Origin of the sequence: Domibacillus sp. DTU_2020_1001157_1_SI_ALB_TIR_016 (genome assembly GCF_032341995.1) — a bacterium.
Classification (GTDB): Bacteria; Bacillota; Bacilli; order Bacillales; family Domibacillaceae; genus Domibacillus; species Domibacillus indicus_A.
In genome coordinates this window covers 1,112,463-1,130,433 of the sequence record NZ_CP135438.1, presented here as the reverse complement: position 1 = coordinate 1,130,433, position 17,971 = coordinate 1,112,463, and the positions used below count along the sequence as shown (strand labels likewise).

Genomic DNA, 17,971 nt, shown 5'->3' with positions numbered 1-17,971 from the left:
TGTTTATAATGCCATTATAGAAAAATTTTCTTTTCAATCAATGCGCAATTGTTGCTGGTTTGTTTATTAAGCAACAGCAACCCGGAAAGTGTCGCGTATTTTATCACATATTTTAAGGAAGTGGAAACATGGCTAAAAAAACAGACCTGCGGGTTTTAAAAACACAAAAAGCAATCAAGGAAGCGTTCCTCTCTCTCATTCAAAAGAAAGGCTTTGAAGCAGTCACTATTCAGGATATTGCCGAAGAAGCGATGATCAACAGAGCTACTTTTTATCTGCACTACGAAGATAAATATGACCTGCTTGAACAAATTAGCCATACTTATCTAAAAGAACTGATGGAGGTGATGAACATTTCTTTTCATCTTCAAAACGGAGAAGTGAATGTGAAGCGTTTTAAAATCACCTTACGAAGAGTTTTTGAAAATATCGAAGAAAATCGTTTTTTTTATGAAGTCATGCTTGGACCAAATGGAATTGCGGGCTTTACTAATAAGATTGAAAAGTTTTTGTTTGAGAAATTTAAAGAGAATTTTAAAGTCATTGTTGGAGATTTAAACAACCTGAACATTCCTGCAGATTTCATTTTAAATTTCATCTCCTCTGCTTATATCGGGGTCGTAAAGTGGTGGCTGAGTGAAGATACCCGGTATTCTCCGGAGTATATGGCAGAGCATTTGGCAGAAGTCATTACGAAAGGTCCGATGAACGCGATTGGCTACAAAATCAATTTTAAAGAAGAAGATTCGGATTAATGGATAAGCCAGCTATAGACTGACGTATTTTAGAAGCTTATTTTACTTACAATGCACAACTTAAAAATGCACCCCAACGGTTAATTGCGCTTAACTTTTGGGGTGCGCTTCAATTCCATTTGCTGTTTAAGTTTGTCCATCTCCTGTATTCGACGGGCAATATGCTTTTTTAAATCCTCCACCTCTATCATTTTACTTTTCAGTAATGTTTTTCGTTTACTGAGATTTCCGTTCTCAATTAACTCCTTAATGGCTGTTAAAGACATATCACAGCTTTTTAAAATATTAATTTTATTGATAACTTGAATTTTCTCACGGCCATAATATCGATAATTTGTTGAAGGATCAATGTAAGACGGCTTTAGCAGGCCAATATCACTATAGTAATACAATGTTTTAACAGAGGTACCACATAACTTGGAAAATTCACCTATCGAATACATGCTATTCTCCTTTCAGATAGGACACCTTCAGTTTGGATTGAATGGTACTTTTCATTTCTTTCTAAGGCACTCAATCAAAACCTTTGCGGTGCGTATCAACATTTGTTAGTAAATTTACCCATATTTTCACTTTATCTAAACCATCTGCTCATAACAATAGATATTTCCTCGTATTATTGGCCAGAAGACCCTCCTATTTACACAATAACTAGGTGGGGATTTATGCTGATTTAAAACCGTTAGAAATTGATCACAGGTATGTTACAAAAAGAAAATCCAGAAGCCAAAATCAAAAACGGATTTTGGCTTTTTTCAGTTATTTTGCCTTGCAGACCTCCAAATGGAAAATTATACAAAATAAGAAATTGACGTGTTAGCTTTATTAAAAAGAGTGAGGTTTTTAAATCTTGCTCATAACGGAGAAGGTTTATCGTATAACCTGTTTTCGCAGTTCGCTAATCGAATAAAGACCTTCTTTTTCATGCAGCTTTCGCATTTCAATACTGCCTACTTTCGTAGCGGCATCATACTCACCAAGCACAGTATCCATCATAATAAAAACTGCCTGATCGTACGCCATATTTTCTGCATCAAACCCTTTGATGAAAAACCTGAGATCTACCAATTCTGCTTCTGGGTCATACAGATAATCGAAATATACATCTTCATCGGTCAGTGTCAGCCCGTCAATCGAAATATGGCAGCCCTCCTCAGACGGCTGGCGAAAAGCGATGATGTCGAAACCATTCAGGCTTGGGGCTTGATCCACTAATTCTCTGACAACGGGAAATAATTCTTCCACACCGTCTGCACTGATGATAAATTCCCTTTTTCCGTTTATCAGATCCGCACTAAATTCAAATGCAAGATCCTTGTGCACCTTTCGCAATTTTTTCTCAAGCTGGTTAAACAATGGCTCATAATTTTCTTCAGACAACTGGTAATAGTCCTGTTGTACTTCCTTAAACCATTGCCAAAACAATGCTGCCTGATCTTTTTTCTGAAACAGTCTTTTAATGGGCATTGTCCCTCATCCTTTTCACTTTTTTTATTTCATTGTAATGTAAGTTCTCGAACGATACTTCCCATCAGCTGTTTTTCCTGCTTTACCTTCAGGCCAGCAGCTTGTATGTTCTCCATTGTTTTTCGATTAATATTAGCGCCCCACATCCCGACAGTAATGGGATTTATAATATCCATCAGCTTGCCAAGAACAACATGTTCACTACGCATGTGTTCAAGCATCAACACTTTGCCACCAGGCTTTAACACTCTCTTTAATTCTTTTAATCCCTGAACCGGATCAGGTACTGAACAAAAAACACATGCTGTAACGACGGTATCAAAGGATGCATCAGGAAAATCCATCTCTTCTGCATCCATCTCCATTAGTTTAACAGGAACCGGGGCTTTTTCTGCTTCTTCTTTGGCCAGCTTTATCATTTTAGAACTGAAATCAATCCCTGTTACATAGGTAACTGCAGAAGGATAAAAAGGGAGGTTCGCACCTGTGCCAATCCCAACCTCTAGTACCTTTCCTTCTGCCTTTGCAAGCATTTCTTTGCGCCACGAGGGGCGGACCATTTTATCCATCGTGTTAAACACTGGAGCAATTCGGTTGTATCGTCTTTTAATGATTTCTGTTTGTTTAGACATACTGAAGCTCTCCTATCTTGGTCACTTTGTTAAGGAATTAAAAACAATATATAAAACACTTACTGCAAATTCAAAGGATCTACTGCAAAATAGACAAAGAACCGGGCAGAAATGAGGGAAATACCTTGTTAAAGAACAGCATCCTATGTATATTGAATCATGCTTGCCTGGACAAAGCGCAAACTTCTGCTTTCAGGGTGACTTCCCATTCTGCAGCTATCTGAACAAATCTTTCTCATTTCTTTGATATAAACATATTCTCTGGCTTTAAATCGTTCATTCTCTATAGTCATTTCCCTTTTTCTTGGTTGACATATCGAAAAAAATCGATATACAATAGTAAGCATGGAACCAATCGATGTATTTAAGGCGTTATCAAATGAAACCCGACTTAACATTTTACACTGGTTAAAGGAACCAGAGAAGCACTTCCCTAAACAAGGCGCTCACCTGCCAAAGGAGGTTAGTATCAAAGGGGGAGTATGTGTAGGGGATATTCAAGAAAAAGCCAAAGCTTCTCAATCTACCGTTTCCCATTACTTAAACATGATGCAGAAAGCGGGTCTGCTTGAATCAGTTCGTTATGGTCAATGGACCTATTATAGACGAAATGAAGAAGCCCTTCATCAGTTAGCTGAATATTTTAAAACAGAAATTTGAGTTGATTGATTTCTGTTTTTTCACGACGTTTCATATCGATTATTCTAGATATATAGTTATAAAAATATTAAGGAGGGATTTATCTCGTGCGTTACTTCGCATATATACTAGCGTTATTAGCAGGATCAGCCCTTAGCTTTGAAGGAGCTATCTACGCTGAACTAGGGAAAGCAATAGGACAGCTCGAAACTAGCTTTTATAACTTCTTTATGGGCTCAATCATCATGGGATTATTGTGGTTATTCTTTGGAAAAGGTAAACTTTCATATGCGGTGGAAGCACCTAAATGGTCCATACTAGGAGGCGTTCTAGGAGTTGTATATTTAACATCTATCGTGATTAGTGTTCCATTTGTTGGTGTTGGAATCACAATGGTTGCAGTCATTATTGGTCAATTGGTAATGAGTATGGTTATTGAACATTATGGCTGGCTTGGCAGCAAAAAAACCAGAATCAATAAAGAAAAAATATTTGCCGTTATTTCAATGATTATGGCGCTTATTTTAATAAACTAGGAGGCCTAAAAATGGGTATATTCATGATTCTATTCACCTTATTAGGAGGCATTACATTAAGCGCCCAATCGTCTATCAATGGAACACTTAGTCGAAAAGCCGGAACAATAGAAACGACATTTTTGACCTTTATCACTGGATCTATGTTTCTTGCCATTTTTATTTTGTTTTTTGGTCAAGGAAATGTGCTTGGAATACTAGAAGCACCCAAATGGCAATTAAGTGCCGCTTTTTTAGGTACGATGTATTTGCTTCTCACTGTCATGGCTGTTCCAAAAATTGGGGTCATTGCGGCCAATATTGCTGGTATTATTGGTCAGCTTGTCATTGGTATGCTTATTGATCATTTTGGCTGGTTTGGCAGTTTGGTCATATCTTTTGATTTGAAACGTTCTTTTGCCTTACTCTTTATGGTCATTGCTCTTTATTTTATCTACAAAGGAAATAAACGCTCCAGTGAAGAAACCCGTGCATAACATGCTTGAATAACGAAAAACGCTGCAAACCGTGAAAAAGGAGCAGCGTTTTTTATAAGATCAGCGTATCTTTATTCAACTAAACTTTTCATTCGTCGAACAAAAAAATGAGTCGTATTTTTAATGAAGCCCTTTTCTAAAGTCCTTAATGCTTCCCAGGATTGTTCTCCCTTCCCTGTCCTCTTCTAAGGTCACTGGGCCCCTTATACACCATTCCCTTATTTCAATTCTTTGTATATTACGTCAAACAGGTATAGCCCCACTCTAACAGAATGGGGCTATACCTGTTTGAATCTGTTTATGTTTAAAAAAAACGTCCCCCTCTGTTTCAGCAATTTCAGGTAGGAATTTAACTGTAGTGAAACCTTAAAAAATTATAACCAGCTATGTATTCAAGTTAAAAGAAAAACAGCCGATAAAACTAGTAGCAAAGCCTTGGTTAGCATTATATATTTTGTCTAAACCATCATTATTTCATAGTCATTTAGGAGGAAAAACATGAGGACGAAAAAGACATCAAGAAAAGAGTTGTCTCAAAAAGGAAATCGCTTGTTCGCTGGATCGCTTAAAAATAAACTGATTATATCCTTTACATTAATTTTGATTATCCCAAGCTTAATTATTGGCTCTCTTTCTTATGTGAAAGCAAAAACGAGTATACAAAGAGAGATTACAAACAGTGCGGAAACCAATGTTCAGTTACTTAGTGACGTATTAGACGCTGCTTTTAAAGCAAAAATGGAGCAAACTAATTTTTTAGCAGGCCAAATAAGCAAGAATCTGTTTAAAGATCCATCTTATAAAACTCTTCATAATCAACTTGCCGGGTTTTATAACACAACTGAGGGACTGCTTTCTGTTTATGTTGGCACAACAGACGGAACCTTTGTAATGGAACCAGCTCTTGGTTCTCCAGAAGGTTATGATCCCAGAGAAAGAGGCTGGTACAAACAGGCGATGGAACACCAAGGAGAAGCAATTATTACCTCTCCCTACCCAGATGCTTCGACAGGAAAAATGGTCGTAACAATTGCTTCGGCCCTTAAAGATGGAAGTGGAGTTGTTGGATTCGATCTTGAAATTAACAGTTTGGGCGAAATTGTTTCACAGGCCTCTATTGGGCAAAAAGGGTACCCATTTATCATGGATGGAGATCAAAAAATTGTTTTCCACCCAACCGCAAAATCGGGTGAAACATTAGACAGCCAGATTAGCGGTCCATTATTCGCCTCCAATGAAGGGCATTTTGAATACAAATTTGAAGATATTGCGAAGGACATGGTTTTCCTAACCAATCCAACGACCGGCTGGAAAGTTGCAGGAACAATGGAAGTATCCGAATTTACCGATGCCTCTGAATCGATATGGAACAGTGCTTTATTGACCTTAGCCCTTTCCCTTATTGCTGGAAGTTTGTTTGTATTCTTTGTTCTTCGTTCTATTCTCCGTCCTATCAGCCGTTTAATGACAGTAACTGAAAAAGTAAGCAACGGAGATTTAACAGAACGTGTAGATGTAAAAACAAAGGATGAGATTGGACAACTGGGGACAAGCTTTAACCAAATGATTGATTCTCTCCGCAGTGTTCTCACGAAGATTAATGATTCATCCCAGCATTTAGCGGCATCTACCCAGCAGCTATCAGCTGGCTCTGAATACACAGCCCAGACAACAAAGGAAGTAGCCGATGCTATTCAGGAAGTTGCATCAGGTTCAGAATCTCAAATGACCAGTACGGAAGAATCCGCAAAAGCGACCGAGGAAATTGCGAGAGGAATTCAGTATATTGCTGAGGGATCTAATATGGTTTCGGAATCTTCCGTTACTGCATCTCAAAATGCTCAAAAAGGAAATGAAGCACTTGAACAAGTCACAGCACAAATGAAGCTTATCGCTGAAACGGTAAACGGAAGTGTAGGGACGGTTAAGCTTCTGGAAGAACATTCTCAGGAAATTGGAAAAATCACAGATGTCATTACACAAATTGCCGATCAAACAAATCTTCTGGCGTTAAATGCTGCAATTGAAGCAGCACGGGCTGGCGAACAAGGAAAAGGATTTGCGGTTGTAGCGGAAGAAGTGAGGAAGCTAGCGGAAGAGTCCAAAAAGTCAGCGAACCAGATTTCTAACTTGATTAGTACCATTCAAAAAGACACAGCTAAAGCGGTGACTTCCATGGAAAAAGGCAAATCAGAAGTTGAAAGCGGCTATAGTGTAGTCATTACTGCAGGAGAAGCTTTCGAGCAAATTTTTGGGTCTGTTCAAAAAGTAACGGAACAAATACAAGAAGTTTCAGCTACTTCCCAAGAGATTTCTGCCAGTGCTGAAGAAGTCACTGCATCTGTTGAAGAAGTTTCCAGCATCGCCAGCGAAACAGCAGCCAGCGCAAATCAAGTGGCTGTTTCCGCCGAGGCTCAGCTGCATTCTATTGAAGAGATTACAAAGTCTATTCATGAATTAAGCAAACTTGCAACCGACTTACAAGAAACAGTGAACGAATTTAGAATGTAAGAAATAGCTTAATGAAAATATACAGCAAAGGTGAAATCCGCTTAGGAGATATTTATTACCTCAGCACCCAAGCAAAAAAGCGCTGTTCCTTGAAAATAAGGAACAGCGCTTTTCTTTTGCTCACTTCTCTCTTTAGCTAACAACTTGGTTATTAAAAAGAAATCTTTGAAATTCTCCAACTGCTTAGTATAAACTCTAACTTTTTGGGGGCACACCAGTTTAACGTCCTACTTCGCTTTTACCCTGAATTGGGACATTTCTACTGTTCCCCATTCCATCAAGATTCTTTAACTCAAAGTTATCGAGCAATGCACGCACTTCATCTGTTGACTCTGTGTTCATTAATTGATTTCTTAATTCACTCGCCCCTCGAAATCCTTTGACATATATCTTAAAAAAGCGATGAAGAGCCTTGAACGGACGCAGCTCTAATTTTGAATATTTATCATGGAGATCCAGATGCAGCCTTAAGAGATCAAGCAGTTCCTTACTACTATGATCTTTCGGCTGCTTTTCAAAGGCAAATGGATTATTGAAAATACCGCGCCCAATCATAACCCCATCAACACCATATTGATGAGCGAGCTTTAAGCCAGTTTCACGGTCAGGGATATCCCCATTGATCGTCAAGAGTGTATCTGGCGCCACCTGGTCACGAAGTTTTTTAATCTCCGGGATCAGCTCCCAATGAGCATCTACTTTGCTCATTTCCTTTCTTGTACGCAGATGAATGGAAAGATTAGCAATGTCTTGTTTCAATATGTGTGTTAGCCAGTCATGCCATTCGTCTACATCCGTGAAACCAAGCCTTGTCTTTACGCTTACGGGCAATCCTCCTGCTTTTGCTGCTTGTATTAAATCTGCAGCAACTTCTGGGCGACGGATAAGGCCGCTTCCCTTTCCATTCTGTGTCACATTAGGTACAGGACAGCCCATATTGATATCCAGACCCCTAAACCCGAGCTCCGCCATACCAATACTCATTTGCCGAAAGTATTCAGGCTTATCCCCCCATATATGGGCTACAATTGGTTGTTCATCCTCTGTAAAAGTCAAACGCCCACGCACACTATGTTTCCCCTCTGGGTGACAATAGCTCTCCGTGTTTGTAAACTCTGTAAAAAACACATCAGGTCTGGCTGCTTCACTCACTACATGGCGAAAAACAACATCCGTCACATCTTCCATTGGTGCCAGTATAAAAAAAGGTCGTGGTAAATCACGCCAAAAATTATCTATCATATTCAAATTCAATTCCTCTCATTCATTATGGGATACTAGGGCAAACCCTTATCCCAAAATTAAAAAGCAAAATGTCCTTGCTTCTTTTACACTTATACCATGTTTGAGCACTTTTTATCAAACTGATCGAAAGTATTTATTTTCACGGTTCAAATACAAAAACACCACCTGAATAAAATTCAGCCGGTATTTATCTATATAAGAGGAGGTGCTTGCTATAGCACCCGCCTTTTCCTTATAGGTTTTCCAAAAATCAAATTCTTTCTCATGGAAGATGCTCCCGAAATAAAAAGAACAGCTTCCGCTGTTCTCATCCTCACTTCTTGCCTGGCGGCGTCCTGCTCTCACAGGGGGAAACCCCCAACTACCATCGGCGCTGAAGAGCTTAACGGCCGTGTTCGGGATGGGAACGGGTGTGACCTCTTCGCTATTGCCACCAGACTATGTATGGAACAAAATTGTTCCTTCAAAACTGGATAATCTCTGTAAAGTAACGGCATACCGTGCCATTGTTAATCTTGATTAAGTCCTCGATCGATTAGTATTCGTCAGCTCCATGCGTCACCGCACTTCCACCTCGAACCTATCTACCTCGTCATCTTCAAGGGATCTTACTTACTTGCGTAATGGGAAATCTCATCTTGAGGGGGGCTTCATGCTTAGATGCTTTCAGCACTTATCCCGTCCACACATAGCTACCCAGCGATGCCTCTGGCGAGACAACTGGTACACCAGCGGTGTGTCCATCCCGGTCCTCTCGTACTAAGGACAGCTCCTCTCAAATTTCCTGCGCCCGCGACGGATAGGGACCGAACTGTCTCACGACGTTCTGAACCCAGCTCGCGTACCGCTTTAATGGGCGAACAGCCCAACCCTTGGGACCGACTACAGCCCCAGGATGCGATGAGCCGACATCGAGGTGCCAAACCTCCCCGTCGATGTGGACTCTTGGGGGAGATAAGCCTGTTATCCCCGGGGTAGCTTTTATCCGTTGAGCGATGGCCCTTCCATGCGGAACCACCGGATCACTAAGCCCGACTTTCGTCCCTGCTCGACTTGTAGGTCTCGCAGTCAAGCTCCCTTGTGCCTTTACACTCTGCGAATGATTTCCAACCATTCTGAGGGAACCTTTGGGCGCCTCCGTTACATTTTAGGAGGCGACCGCCCCAGTCAAACTGCCCGCCTGACACTGTCTCCCACCCGGATCACGGGTGCGGGTTAGAATTTCAACACAGTCAGGGCAGTATCCCACCAGCGCCTCCACCGAAGCTGGCGCTCCGGCTTCCAAGGCTCCTGCCTATCCTGTGCAGACTGTGCCAAAATTCAATATCAGGCTGCAGTAAAGCTCCACGGGGTCTTTCCGTCCTGTCGCGGGTAACCTGCATCTTCACAGGTACTATAATTTCACCGAGTCTCTCGTTGAGACAGTGCCCAGATCGTTGCGCCTTTCGTGCGGGTCGGAACTTACCCGACAAGGAATTTCGCTACCTTAGGACCGTTATAGTTACGGCCGCCGTTTACTGGGGCTTCAATTCAGACCTTCGCTTGCGCTAAGCCCTCCTCTTAACCTTCCAGCACCGGGCAGGCGTCAGCCCCTATACGTCGCCTTGCGGCTTTGCAGAGACCTGTGTTTTTGCTAAACAGTCGCCTGGGCCTATTCACTGCGGCTCTCTCGGGCTTGCACCCTACCAGAGCACCCCTTCTCCCGAAGTTACGGGGTCATTTTGCCGAGTTCCTTAACGAGAGTTCACTCGCTCACCTTAGGATTCTCTCCTCGCCTACCTGTGTCGGTTTGCGGTACGGGCACCTTACATCTCGCTAGAGGCTTTTCTTGGCAGTGTGGAATCGAAGACTTCGGTACTAAAATTCCCTCGTCATCACAGCTCAGCTTTAATGGAAACGGGATTTGCCTCATTTCCAGCCTGACTGCTTAAACACGCGTATCCAGCTGCGTGATCTCCTATCCTCCTGCGTCCCCCCATCACTCAAACGATGCTTGGTGGTACAGGAATATCAACCTGTTATCCATCGCCTACGCCTTTCGGCCTCGGCTTAGGTCCCGACTAACCCTGAGAGGACGAGCCTTCCTCAGGAAACCTTAGGCATTCGGTGGAAGGGATTCTCACCCTTCTTTCGCTACTCATACCGGCATTCTCACTTCCAGACGCTCCACCAGTCCTTCCGGTCTGGCTTCACAGCCCCTGGAACGCTCTCCTACCACTGACACCGAAAGGTGTCAATCCACAGCTTCGGTGATACGTTTAGCCCCGGTACATTTTCGGCGCAGAGTCACTCGACCAGTGAGCTATTACGCACTCTTTAAATGGTGGCTGCTTCTAAGCCAACATCCTGGTTGTCTGGGCAACTCCACATCCTTTTCCACTTAACGTATACTTTGGGACCTTAGCTGGTGGTCTGGGCTGTTTCCCTCTTGACTACGGATCTTATCACTCGCAGTCTGACTCCCAAACATAAGTATCTGGCATTCGGAGTTTGTCTGAATTCGGTAACCCGGGATGGGCCCCTAGTCCAAACAGTGCTCTACCTCCAGTACTCTTCGTTTGAGGCTAGCCCTAAAGCTATTTCGGAGAGAACCAGCTATCTCCAGGTTCGATTGGAATTTCACCGCTACCCACACCTCATCCCCGCACTTTTCAACGTGCGTGGGTTCGGACCTCCAGTGAGTGTTACCTCACCTTCATCCTGGACATGGGTAGATCACCTGGTTTCGGGTCTACGACCTCATACTCATGCGCCCTATTCAGACTCGCTTTCGCTGCGGCTCCGCCTTATCAGCTTAACCTTGCATGAAATCGTAACTCGCCGGTTCATTCTACAAAAGGCACGCTATCACCCGTTAAAGGGCTCTAACTACTTGTAGGCACACGGTTTCAGGATCTCTTTCACTCCCCTTCCGGGGTGCTTTTCACCTTTCCCTCACGGTACTGGTTCACTATCGGTCACTAGGGAGTATTTAGCCTTGGGAGATGGTCCTCCCGGATTCCGACGGAATTCCTCGTGTTCCGCCGTACTCAGGATACACTCAAGAGAGAAGAAGATTTCAGCTACAGGGCTGTTACCTTGTACCGCGGATCTTTCCAGATCGCTTCACCTATCCTCTTCCTTTGTAACTCCGTATAGAGTGTCCTACAACCCCAAGAAGCAAGCTTCTTGGTTTGGGCTATGTCCCGTTTCGCTCGCCGCTACTCAGGGAATCGCGTTTGCTTTCTCTTCCTCCGGGTACTTAGATGTTTCAGTTCCCCGGGTATGCCTCCTCCTGCCCTATGTATTCAGGCAGGGGTGCCATCCCATTACGGATGGCGGGTTTCCCCATTCGGAAATCTCCGGATCAAAGCTTACTTACAGCTCCCCGGAGCATATCGGTGTTAGTCCCGTCCTTCTTCGGCTCCTAGTGCCAAGGCATCCACCGTGCGCCCTTTCTAACTTAACCTAAAATGGCGATTACTCGGTATTGCTTGGTGTTACTTTACGATATTATCCAGTTTTCAAAGAACAATCATGTTTACTATCTAACTATAGAAGGAATTCATCCCTCAAAACTGAACAAAATAACGCGTCAACGTGTGTGAGAACCAAGTTCTCACTTCCGTAAATATCCTTAGAAAGGAGGTGATCCAGCCGCACCTTCCGATACGGCTACCTTGTTACGACTTCACCCCAATCATCTGCCCCACCTTCGGCGGCTGGCTCCCGTAAGGGTTACCCCACCGACTTCGGGTGTTGCAAACTCTCGTGGTGTGACGGGCGGTGTGTACAAGGCCCGGGAACGTATTCACCGCGGCATGCTGATCCGCGATTACTAGCGATTCCAGCTTCATGCAGGCGAGTTGCAGCCTGCAATCCGAACTGAGAATGGTTTTATGGGATTGGCTAAACCTCGCGGTCTTGCAGCCCTTTGTACCATCCATTGTAGCACGTGTGTAGCCCAGGTCATAAGGGGCATGATGATTTGACGTCATCCCCACCTTCCTCCGGTTTGTCACCGGCAGTCACCTTAGAGTGCCCAACTAAATGCTGGCAACTAAGATCAAGGGTTGCGCTCGTTGCGGGACTTAACCCAACATCTCACGACACGAGCTGACGACAACCATGCACCACCTGTCACCGCTGTCCCCGAAGGGAAAGCCCTGTCTCCAGGGAGGTCAGCGGGATGTCAAGACCTGGTAAGGTTCTTCGCGTTGCTTCGAATTAAACCACATGCTCCACCGCTTGTGCGGGCCCCCGTCAATTCCTTTGAGTTTCAGCCTTGCGGCCGTACTCCCCAGGCGGAGTGCTTAATGCGTTAGCTGCAGCACTGAGGGGCGGAAACCCCCCAACACTTAGCACTCATCGTTTACGGCGTGGACTACCAGGGTATCTAATCCTGTTCGCTCCCCACGCTTTCGCGCCTCAGCGTCAGTTACAGACCAAAGAGCCGCCTTCGCCACTGGTGTTCCTCCACATCTCTACGCATTTCACCGCTACACGTGGAATTCCGCTCTTCTCTTCTGCACTCAAGCCTTCCAGTTTCCAATGACCCTCCACGGTTGAGCCGTGGGCTTTCACATCAGACTTAAAAGGCCGCCTGCGCGCGCTTTACGCCCAATAATTCCGGACAACGCTTGCCACCTACGTATTACCGCGGCTGCTGGCACGTAGTTAGCCGTGGCTTTCTGGCCAGGTACCGTCAAGGTACGGGCAGTTACTCCCGTACTTGTTCTTCCCTGACAACAGAGTTTTACGATCCGAAAACCTTCTTCACTCACGCGGCGTTGCTCCGTCAGACTTTCGTCCATTGCGGAAGATTCCCTACTGCTGCCTCCCGTAGGAGTCTGGGCCGTGTCTCAGTCCCAGTGTGGCCGATCACCCTCTCAGGTCGGCTACGCATCGTCGCCTTGGTGAGCCGTTACCTCACCAACTAGCTAATGCGCCGCGGGTCCATCTGTAAGTGACAGCCGAAGCCGCCTTTCAATCAAGAGCCATGCAGCTCTTGATGTTATCCGGTATTAGCCCCGGTTTCCCGGAGTTATCCCAGTCTTACAGGCAGGTTACCCACGTGTTACTCACCCGTCCGCCGCTAACTTGAACAGAGCAAGCTCTGTCAAGTCCGCTCGACTTGCATGTATTAGGCACGCCGCCAGCGTTCGTCCTGAGCCAGGATCAAACTCTCCAAAAAAGTTTGACTTGCTCATTTGTTTCTATATAGATGACGGGCATCTTCTATAGAAGTTTAATTCTTAAAACGTTGACGTTTATTTTGTTCAGTTTTCAAAGATCAACATCCTTCACCGTCGTTTCCGACAGCTAAATAATCATATCATGCAGAATGTTTTAAGTCAACAACTTTTTATCAAAAACATTATTTTGATAAATGATTATTAAACTTATAACGATTTTGCACTTGCCACGTTTCATCGTGGCAGATAAACAATATAACAGATTTATGAGTAGTGAGTCAACAATAATTTTTCGCAATAAATTATATAGAAATAATTAATATCACTGAATGATTTTTGCGTATACTCATGCTGTCTTAGCGACAGAATAAAAATATAACCTATTGTTATCCCACCGTCAATCCTTTTTTATTCATCTTTTATTACCACTGTTGGATTTTTAACCCTAACTCTTTCTTTTTTGAACCATAGTGCGTAAATACACTGATAAAACGGATAATCATCGGCATACTAAAAATACAGTGAAAAAGCTTGTGCTTTTAAAAGCACAAGCTTTTTCACCAACAGTTTCCCTTCGCGAAGATGGACAACAAGTGATTTTCTGTCCGAATATGGTTTTGTGTATGTGCAAAGTAAAACATGAAAAACAAGGTCATAAGCATAGCTACAAATTAATTGTAGATTTTCTTAATATCACTTAACTTTTTATTACCTTTTCACCAATAACATCAAAGACAGGCAGTTGATTGGGTGTTTTAAAATCCTTCTTCAGATGGCTGTAAGCTGAATGTCTCCGTTTGTCCGCCCCATTTGATCATCACTTTCACATTCTGATCCTCTTGAGTTATCGCACAGCCGTCACACCAACCCCCTGTTTTAATTAAAACCCCATCTTCATTTAATTCATCTGTTCCTTTTGAGCTTCCAGAATTCGTTTCAATAGAATAGCTGATTTCCGCTGGCGGTGCACCTTTTCCTGTATATTGGATTTTGTACTCCATGGATTCACTTTTTTTACTTTGGGGCGTTACTTGGTAGTTCACATACCAATTTGTACTTTCCCCTAAAAAATTATAGCGCGATTCCCATCCGCTTTGACAGCCGCTTAACAACAAACTTGCCATGAAAAGAAAATAACAAAGATGTTTTTTCTTCATAATGCTCGCCCCTTGTATTCTAACTGCTCTTTCTTTGTACAATATAGAGCACCTTATTACACAAATGACCTGGCTGGTTCAGCTTTCGAGTTACTACTGTTAAGATTATTTTAGCACAACATACTATAAAAGTAATTTTTTTCTATATGATTAAGTCGCTTAGAGATGCCTCTTCCCATACATCGCGCATTTGGTATTAAAGGTTATTTAGCCGAAAGTTCACTTTCTGTTACCCATTGATGGTTGGTTACTTTTTCTCCGCCATTAGTCGGCGTGTAATCAACCATATACACTGTGGTCTGCTCAGCTGATTCAATTACGGCTTTAGCACCTTTCATGCCTCCCATGTGATCCGCGTCTAAAATAACTTCTGTGCCAGGCTCTATCGGTTGTTCACCAGCATCCTTGATCTCTTCGTGAATAATCCATTTGTGATTTGTCACTCGTTCACCGCCGGTCGTCGGGGTATAGGATAGTGTGTACACGGTTGTATCGTAAGCACCAGCAATGGTTGCCTCAGCATCTTTCATGCCCTCCATATGACCATCTTGAATAATAGCCTGGGTTCCTATTTTAAAAGCTGGATTTTCTGCTTCTTTTAACCCTTCAGGAACTTTAGCTGAGCCAGAATGATTCATTTCTTCGTGGCTGGCTTCTTCTGGGCTTTCTGAATGATTCATTTCTTCATGGTTTGTTTCTTCTTCTACCGCGTCGCTCCCGCATCCACTTAAACCCATGATTGTTGCAATACCAAGCATATACATTGTCTTTTTCATTTTTTTCACCTCTTAATTGTTAATATGAGCAGGCTTATCCGTAACTGTTTATGTATTAAAAGTATTTTATCATTGCAATGGTCAAGGAAATAAAAGATTTCTCCTTGAATCAGGCTAATTTATCTTTCAACATCCTTTATATATTGCTGTACTACTCTTAACATTGCCTATATTTTTCTCTTTAATCACAAAAAGCCATATTTCATAGAATTTGAACAATTTTTCTGTTTGAAAACCATTTAGAAGCAAGAAAATACGCTGCTTTGCATATGCTCTTTTTTAAGATTGAATAGCCGCCCACACAAAGTTAACAATTAAAACTTTTTGCATAAACTGTTCAGCAATGGTCCATAATGGTACTGTTCGTCCCAAACCCAACTCCTACAGCTCGAAACTATTTCTGCAGCCAGGTCCCACCTGGCTATTTTTTTGCCTTCCTTTATTTTAAACTTCTTTATTCAGGATAAGGATAAGCACAAGCCGCTAATAAATTGTTTAAGGTTTCCCTACCTGGATATTTATCCAACCAAACCCTCCAAAAAGCGGAATAGCTTCCAGACAGCTGTCCCGCTTTTTTATTGTAAATAATAGGTTTGTTTTCCTGATATCGGGGTATAGTTAGTGAAGTACCACCCCCACCTAAAGCTTACTCATCTTTTTTTCCGGAGAGCGTTTAGTTCTTCGGTTCTTTTTTGTTTATTTTTCTTTAAAAGACGATTGTGAAAATGCACCGAATACCTTCGCTTAAACGGGATAAACGCCTTCTTTTTATACTTTACATTTCAAGAATAACCCCTCTCTCGATCATTTCGATTTTGTATTCTTCATTTTGAAGTATCGAATAAACTTGAACTCAATTACACATAATAAACCGAGTTAAATGATATGAAAGGAGGGGCACAGATGGAAAAGAAATACTTATTAACTGTGATGTCTGCTGTTTTGTCGCTAGGATTACTGTCAGCGTGTAATGGCGGCGATGATAATGAGCCAGATACTTCCGAAGAACCTTCCGAGCAGCAGCAGCAAAATAATGAAGAGCGTGAAGAAGACGATGATTAATTCTTCAATAAAAACGATCTATCTTCCCGCTTTAATCCCCTGCCCGCCTCTTTAGGGCGGGATTTTAATGTTACCCCACTTTTTTGTGAACTCTTCTCTTTTTCATGTTCATTGTTTGGACGAAGCGTTAAAAATGACACATTCATACCCTTATCATTTTCAATCTCCTATCCAAATATTCTATCATCTAGTATTTACTAGTAAAAACGCACAAGTAAGCGTATAGTGATCGTTAAAAAGGATGATGAATGACGGAAAAAACTTTAGTTATTGAGCATGAAGAAATGCTTCGACAAGCGATGCTGACTAGCAACGTAAAAGCCTTAGATGAGCTGATTGATCATGACCTTATTTTTGTTAACCATTTTGGGCAAGTCTTGAAAAAAGAAGCTGATCTAGAAGCTCATCGTTCGGGAGTAGTGAATTTCACAGCTATTACAGTGACGGAGCAACGAGTAAAACTTTTAGATCTTTCCGCAATCACTGTAACAAGAGTTTCATTAGAAGGGAATGCAGGCGCCGATTCAATTGAAGAGGAGATGTGCTACACGCGAGTTTGGCAATATATCGATGGGAAACTCAAAATTATCTCGGCCATTGCAGATCCATTAAATAATCTTGAAAAGGTGAGCAAATTTGAGACCGATATTAACAAAAGAACTCCCTGTAAAAGAGTTTCGCTCTTATTATTGGCTGAAGGAAGAGCTGCAAACCTTTTGCAGAGAAAATGGAATGAGTGCTTCTGGATCGAAACAGGAAATCGCTGAAAGAATTGCTGCTTTTCTTGAAACAGGAGACATCCAAAAGCCATTAAGAAAAACAAACCAGTCTACCGCTAAAGCCCCGCAAGAAGAATTGAGCCTGGAAACGGTCATTACCGAAAATCACCGCTGCAGTCAAGCAGTGAGAGCTTTTTTTAAATCGGTGATCCTGAACTTTCATTTTTCTACATACATACAAAACTATTTTAAAGAGAATAGCGGCAAAACGTATAGGGATGTTGTCGACGCCTGGCACGAGGAGCAGCAGCGTTTAAAGGATCCTGCATATAAAACCGACATTGCTCCCCAGTTTGAGTATAATCAATTTATTCGGGACTTTTTTGCGGATCCGTGTAATAAAGGTAAAAGCCGAAAGGATGCCACCAGCGCATGGAATACTGTTAAAAAGCTCCCAGGAAGCAACAAGTATATTCCTAGTTGAAAAATAAGCCTTGCACTTTTTAGCTTTTAATAAGATGCCAAAAAAACATATCCGAAGGGAAATTTAAAAATCCCGTTTTGTTTTTAACGCCCTGCCATACACGTTTCTAGATTGACACACTAAATCCTGCAGAAGATTATTTGAGCATCATATAAGAGCACAAACTGATTTCTGTACCTTGTATATTTCTGTATGAATTCTCCTCAACGTGTACATAATAGGTGTAGTGAGGAAACCCCCATTTTCTCATGCAATATCCCAGTCAACATGCGCAGTCAGAGCCCCCTCTGGCTGTTTTTTGTTACGTCTTGTTGTTCAGCAAGCATAGTAAAGTGGTG

The 17,971-nt window shown here is 42.5% G+C and carries 14 protein-coding genes and 3 rRNA genes; 8 read left to right on the top strand and 9 right to left on the bottom strand.

All coding sequences use genetic code 11. From position 1 onward, the window contains the following. The first annotated feature begins 128 nt into the window (after positions 1–128). Complete coding sequence (locus tag RRU94_RS05350) at positions 129–755, top strand: TetR/AcrR family transcriptional regulator (protein ID WP_315690774.1); 627 nt, start codon at positions 129–131, stop codon at positions 753–755. Positions 756–835: 80 nt separating this feature from the next. Here the strand turns inward: RRU94_RS05350 and RRU94_RS05345 are convergent, their stop codons facing one another. The 3 genes from RRU94_RS05345 to RRU94_RS05335 form a co-directional block, all read right to left on the bottom strand. Continuing rightward, a complete protein-coding gene (locus RRU94_RS05345) occupies positions 836–1,198 on the bottom strand; it encodes a MerR family transcriptional regulator (RefSeq protein WP_315690773.1) in 363 nt (120 codons plus the stop codon). Between the two features lie 427 nt (positions 1,199–1,625). After that, positions 1,626–2,222, bottom strand: a complete 597-nt coding sequence (locus RRU94_RS05340; protein WP_315690772.1) for a hypothetical protein — start codon at positions 2,220–2,222, stop codon at positions 1,626–1,628. A 29-nt stretch (positions 2,223–2,251) separates the two neighbouring features. After that, positions 2,252–2,854 (bottom strand): class I SAM-dependent methyltransferase, encoded by a 603-nt coding sequence (locus RRU94_RS05335; protein ID WP_315690771.1) that lies wholly within the window; start codon positions 2,852–2,854, stop codon positions 2,252–2,254. Between the two features lie 345 nt (positions 2,855–3,199). On the opposite strand from RRU94_RS05335, the gene RRU94_RS05330 reads away from it, so the two are divergent. The 4 genes from RRU94_RS05330 (at position 3,200) to RRU94_RS05315 (ending at position 7,016) form a co-directional block, all read left to right on the top strand. Beyond that, positions 3,200–3,514 carry an ArsR/SmtB family transcription factor gene (locus tag RRU94_RS05330; RefSeq protein WP_315690770.1) on the top strand — a complete coding sequence of 105 codons (315 nt, stop codon included), beginning with the start codon at positions 3,200–3,202 and terminating at the stop codon, positions 3,512–3,514. 86 nt (positions 3,515–3,600) lie between these two features. Further along, complete coding sequence (locus RRU94_RS05325) at positions 3,601–4,029, top strand: DMT family transporter (RefSeq protein WP_315690769.1); 429 nt, start codon at positions 3,601–3,603, stop codon at positions 4,027–4,029. Between the two features lie 11 nt (positions 4,030–4,040). Continuing rightward, the gene (locus RRU94_RS05320) at positions 4,041–4,505 is read left to right on the top strand and encodes a DMT family transporter (RefSeq protein WP_315690768.1); all 465 of its coding nucleotides are present in this window, start codon (positions 4,041–4,043) and stop codon (positions 4,503–4,505) included. A 498-nt stretch (positions 4,506–5,003) separates the two neighbouring features. Then, a complete protein-coding gene (locus RRU94_RS05315) occupies positions 5,004–7,016 on the top strand; it encodes a methyl-accepting chemotaxis protein (RefSeq protein ID WP_315690767.1) in 2,013 nt (670 codons plus the stop codon). A gap of 219 nt (positions 7,017–7,235) precedes the next feature. Here RRU94_RS05315 and RRU94_RS05310 read toward each other — a convergent pair whose 3' ends face one another. From RRU94_RS05310 to RRU94_RS05285, 6 genes are all read right to left on the bottom strand, one after another. After that, positions 7,236–8,258 (bottom strand): tRNA dihydrouridine synthase, encoded by a 1,023-nt coding sequence (locus tag RRU94_RS05310; RefSeq protein WP_315691946.1) that lies wholly within the window; start codon positions 8,256–8,258, stop codon positions 7,236–7,238. Between the two features lie 325 nt (positions 8,259–8,583). Continuing rightward, positions 8,584–8,699: ribosomal RNA gene (rrf, locus tag RRU94_RS05305) — 5S ribosomal RNA — on the bottom strand. 77 nt (positions 8,700–8,776) lie between these two features. Next, a 23S ribosomal RNA gene (locus tag RRU94_RS05300) occupies positions 8,777–11,709 on the bottom strand. 172 nt (positions 11,710–11,881) lie between these two features. Next, a 16S ribosomal RNA gene (locus RRU94_RS05295) occupies positions 11,882–13,434 on the bottom strand. The 16S, 23S and 5S rRNA genes sit together here, the layout of an rRNA operon. Positions 13,435–14,190: 756 nt before the next feature. Next, positions 14,191–14,592 (bottom strand): hypothetical protein, encoded by a 402-nt coding sequence (locus RRU94_RS05290; protein ID WP_315690766.1) that lies wholly within the window; start codon positions 14,590–14,592, stop codon positions 14,191–14,193. Between the two features lie 203 nt (positions 14,593–14,795). Beyond that, entirely contained in the window at positions 14,796–15,368 is a 573-nt protein-coding gene (locus RRU94_RS05285; protein WP_315690765.1) for a YdhK family protein, read from the bottom strand. Positions 15,369–16,271: 903 nt separating this feature from the next. On the opposite strand from RRU94_RS05285, the gene RRU94_RS05280 reads away from it, so the two are divergent. The 3 genes from RRU94_RS05280 (at position 16,272) to RRU94_RS05270 (ending at position 17,633) form a co-directional block, all read left to right on the top strand. Continuing rightward, positions 16,272–16,430 carry a hypothetical protein gene (locus RRU94_RS05280; RefSeq protein ID WP_251271896.1) on the top strand — a complete coding sequence of 53 codons (159 nt, stop codon included), beginning with the start codon at positions 16,272–16,274 and terminating at the stop codon, positions 16,428–16,430. Between the two features lie 248 nt (positions 16,431–16,678). Next, entirely contained in the window at positions 16,679–17,197 is a 519-nt protein-coding gene (locus tag RRU94_RS05275; protein WP_315690764.1) for a nuclear transport factor 2 family protein, read from the top strand. Beyond that, on the top strand, positions 17,124–17,633 hold the full coding sequence (locus tag RRU94_RS05270) for a DUF6434 domain-containing protein (RefSeq protein WP_315691945.1): 510 nt from the start codon (positions 17,124–17,126) through the stop codon (positions 17,631–17,633). The genes RRU94_RS05275 and RRU94_RS05270 overlap by 74 nt, the downstream gene beginning before the upstream one ends. Positions 17,634–17,971 lie beyond the last annotated feature (338 nt).

Excerpts from the sequence above, each read along its gene's own strand:
- RRU94_RS05350 (WP_315690774.1), top strand. The coding sequence starts at position 129 with ATGGCTAAAAAAACAGACCTGCGGGTTTTAAAAACACAAAAAGCAATC.
- RRU94_RS05345 (WP_315690773.1), bottom strand. The coding sequence starts at position 1,198 with ATGTATTCGATAGGTGAATTTTCCAAGTTATGTGGTACCTCTGTTAAA.
- RRU94_RS05340 (WP_315690772.1), bottom strand. The coding sequence starts at position 2,222 with ATGCCCATTAAAAGACTGTTTCAGAAAAAAGATCAGGCAGCATTGTTT.
- RRU94_RS05335 (WP_315690771.1), bottom strand. The coding sequence starts at position 2,854 with ATGTCTAAACAAACAGAAATCATTAAAAGACGATACAACCGAATTGCT.
- RRU94_RS05330 (WP_315690770.1), top strand. The coding sequence starts at position 3,200 with ATGGAACCAATCGATGTATTTAAGGCGTTATCAAATGAAACCCGACTT.
- RRU94_RS05320 (WP_315690768.1), top strand. The coding sequence starts at position 4,041 with ATGGGTATATTCATGATTCTATTCACCTTATTAGGAGGCATTACATTA.
- RRU94_RS05315 (WP_315690767.1), top strand. The coding sequence starts at position 5,004 with ATGAGGACGAAAAAGACATCAAGAAAAGAGTTGTCTCAAAAAGGAAAT.
- RRU94_RS05310 (WP_315691946.1), bottom strand. The coding sequence starts at position 8,258 with ATGATAGATAATTTTTGGCGTGATTTACCACGACCTTTTTTTATACTG.
- RRU94_RS05290 (WP_315690766.1), bottom strand. The coding sequence starts at position 14,592 with ATGAAGAAAAAACATCTTTGTTATTTTCTTTTCATGGCAAGTTTGTTG.
- RRU94_RS05285 (WP_315690765.1), bottom strand. The coding sequence starts at position 15,368 with ATGAAAAAGACAATGTATATGCTTGGTATTGCAACAATCATGGGTTTA.
- RRU94_RS05280 (WP_251271896.1), top strand. The coding sequence starts at position 16,272 with ATGGAAAAGAAATACTTATTAACTGTGATGTCTGCTGTTTTGTCGCTA.
- RRU94_RS05275 (WP_315690764.1), top strand. The coding sequence starts at position 16,679 with ATGACGGAAAAAACTTTAGTTATTGAGCATGAAGAAATGCTTCGACAA.